Raw genomic sequence first — 2,925 nt, 5'->3', positions numbered from 1 at the left:
TGGCTGGATCAGCTGAAGAACCAGCCGTAGCTGTGCAGGCCGATACCCAGCAGATTGACGCCGATGTAGCAAACGCAAATCACGACAAAGCCAGCCACCGCAACCAAGGCGGGACGACGTCCCTGCCAACCCCGGCTCAGGCGGGTGTGAAGGTAGGCGGCATAGACCAGCCAGCAGATCAAGGCCCAGGTTTCCTTGGGATCCCAGCTCCACCAGCTCCCCCAGGCTTCGTTGGCCCAGACGGCACCGCTGACGATGCCGACGGAGAGCAACAGAAAACCAACGGTGATCGTGCGATAGCTCAGGCTATCGAGCTGTTCACTGAGGGAGAGGGAGGCGCTGCTCAAGGCAAGATCCGCTGGAGCTCCGTCGGTGGCAAGCCTGGCTTGACGAAAGCCGCCACTGCCGATGGAGCTGCTGCGCAGTTCCAAGGCCTGCCCGCGGTCGGTGAAGAGCACCGCCATCGAGAGCAGCGAGCCGACCAAGAGGGCTGCATAACTGACCATGATCACGCTGACGTGCATCACCAGCCAGCTGGAGCGCAGGGCGGGCACCAGTGGTGCGGCCTGCTGCAGTTGATCCGGCAGGGCGAAGGAGGCGAAGGCCACGCAGCCCAGGCCCATGGGTGTGGCGGAGGCCGCCACGAGCGGTGAGCGATAGGTGCGCTCCACCAACAACTGGGTCAAGGTGCAAGCCCAGGCCAGGAAACAGAGGGACTCGTAGAGGTTGCTGATCGGAAAGTGGCCGGACTGCCACCAGCGCAGCACCAGTTGCGCTGTCAGAGCCAAGTTGGCCGTCGCCACCAGCAGGCGAACCACGGTGCTGCCCTGGCCTCCGCCACTGACGCTCCAAAAGGACAGGGGAAGGGCCAGGAGCAGCAGCGCAAAGGCAGCAAGACCAAGCGCAAGAACCGGATCGGTCACGAAACCGCTGACGAGATCAAAGATGGCGAACAGTCTGCCGCGCCAAAGGCAAGGTCAGCGGCTGGCCTTGCGAAGCAGCACAAGACCGCCACCAAGACCAATCAAGACCGGCAGCCAAGCGGCAAAGAAGGGGTAGAGGGTTCCCTTGATGCCGAGGGAGCTGAAGATGAACGACATCAGGTAGTAGCCAAAGATCAGCAAAACGCTGATGCCGAAGCCCTGACTGCGGCTGGTGCGGGAATTGGGGCGAACCCCAAGGCTGCTGCCGATCAAGCCAAAGACCAGGCAGATGGCCGGGAAGGCAAATTTTTCCTGGATCCGCACCCGCAGCCGCCGGGCTTCCTTTTGATCACCGGCTTGAACCAGAAGCGCCTCGGCGCGGCGCGCCTGGGCCACGGTCATCTGGGCCGCATCACTGGGCAGCATGCCCACATCCTGGGGAGCCCGGGTGAAGGGGTAGTAGTAACTGGTGTAGTTGGCTGAGGTGGTGAAGTTATTGGCCGCATCGATGTTGAGAATTCGGCCATTGCGGAACTCCCACATCGCCCTGTTCTCGTCCCAGACCGCAGTGTTGGCGGTTAAAACCTGCTGCTGATCCTCACGGGAGAAATCGAGCAGGGTGACGCCCTGCATCTCACCGTTTTTGAACTCCTTGGCATAGAAGAGCTGGGTCAGTCCCTCTCCGGCATTGCCACCGGGCTCCTTGGGTGTAATCCGGCCGAAGCGCGAATAGACAACGTTTTTGCCCGTCTGGGCGGAGAGGGCACGACCGAGGGCGTTATCGAGGACGTTGGAGGCCGAATAGTTGGCGCTTGGAACGATGACGTCGTTGAACACGAACGTCAGCAGCGTCATCAGGGCCGCCAGCACCAGGGCGGGGACGACCATGCGCCAGGTCTTCACGCCGATGCTGCGCAGGGCCGTGAGTTCGCTACTGCCCGAGAGGCGACTAAAGGCCAACAGGGTGGCCATCAGGGTGGCCATCGGGAAGGACAGCACCAAGAAGCCGGGCATGCGCAGGGCGAGGACCTTGCCAGCGGCCCAGAGCGGCAGGCCTGCCTCGGCCACCTTGCGGACCAACTCAAAGACGACACCCACCGAGAGGGAGACGGCCGTGAAGGCGGCGATGCCGAAGAGCAGTGGGCCGAGCATCTCGGCAAACAGCCAGCGATCCAGCAGAGGGAGGGTTCTCCACTGGCGTTGGAGCTTTTGAGACTGCCGGCGCAGGGGCTCGGTCCAGGTCGGTGCGATCGTCACAGCCGGAAGTCCTCCCCGAGGTAGTGGCGACGCACCAGGGGGTCATTCGCCATCTCACGGGAGGGGCCACTGGCCAAGATGCTTCCCTCCGTCAGGATGTAGGCGCGGTCGGTGATCGACAGGGTCTCACGAACGTTGTGATCCGTGATCAACACCCCCATGCCTCGATCCCGCAGTCCGGCGATCAATGTCTGAAGGTCGGCCACGGCCAGGGGATCGACACCTGCAAACGGTTCATCCAGCAGCAGATAGCGGGGACCGCTTTCGCCGACCGCCAGGGCTCGGGCCACTTCGCAGCGCCGGCGTTCACCGCCTGAGAGCTGATAACCGAGGCGGTGCTGAAAGGGCTTCAGGTGGAAATCCTGCACCAATTGCTCGACCCGATCACGGCGCTGTTCCTTGGGGGCTCCACTTTCCTGGAGGGCCAACATCAGGTTGTCCTGAACGCTCAGGCTGCGGAAGACACTCGCTTCCTGGGGGAGGTAGCCGATGCCCAAGCGGGCACGCTCCGGCATGGAGAAGTCGGCAACACAGGTCTCATCCATGGTCACGGCCCCTGAATCAGGGCGCAGCAGACCGGTCACCAAATTGAAGGTGGTGGTCTTACCTGCTCCGTTGGGGCCCAGTAACCCGACCACCTCTCCAGGATTGAGGTTGAGGCTGACCTCTTTCACCAAAGGTCGGCCGCCAATGGTCAAGGCGACGCGATCAAGGACCAGGCTCATGGCTTCGCGGGGCCCGAGCT

At 62.8% G+C, this 2,925-nt stretch carries 3 protein-coding genes; all 3 read right to left on the bottom strand.

Annotated elements, in window-relative coordinates:
* Positions 1-8 precede the first annotated feature (8 nt).
* From ccsB to lptB, 3 genes are read right to left on the bottom strand one after another with little or no spacing between them, the layout of a single operon-like run.
* Complete coding sequence (ccsB, locus tag QZ184_RS11065) at positions 9-956, bottom strand: c-type cytochrome biogenesis protein CcsB (protein WP_296419654.1); 948 nt, start codon at positions 954-956, stop codon at positions 9-11.
* Positions 957-977: 21 nt separating this feature from the next.
* Entirely contained in the window at positions 978-2,180 is a 1,203-nt protein-coding gene (locus tag QZ184_RS11060; protein ID WP_296415796.1) for an LptF/LptG family permease, read from the bottom strand.
* Positions 2,177-2,905 carry an LPS export ABC transporter ATP-binding protein gene (gene lptB / locus QZ184_RS11055; protein WP_010316925.1) on the bottom strand — a complete coding sequence of 243 codons (729 nt, stop codon included), beginning with the start codon at positions 2,903-2,905 and terminating at the stop codon, positions 2,177-2,179. Before lptB ends, QZ184_RS11060 begins: the two co-directional genes overlap by 4 nt.
* Positions 2,906-2,925: the final 20 nt, after the last annotated feature.

Source organism: Vulcanococcus sp. DEBay_Sum22DG08_74 (assembly GCF_017852955.1).
GTDB lineage: Bacteria > Cyanobacteriota > Cyanobacteriia > PCC-6307 > Cyanobiaceae > Vulcanococcus.
This window is presented reverse-complemented; position numbering and strand designations above follow the sequence as displayed.

Excerpts from the sequence above, each read along its gene's own strand:
- lptB (WP_010316925.1), bottom strand. The coding sequence starts at position 2,905 with ATGAGCCTGGTCCTTGATCGCGTCGCCTTGACCATTGGCGGCCGACCT.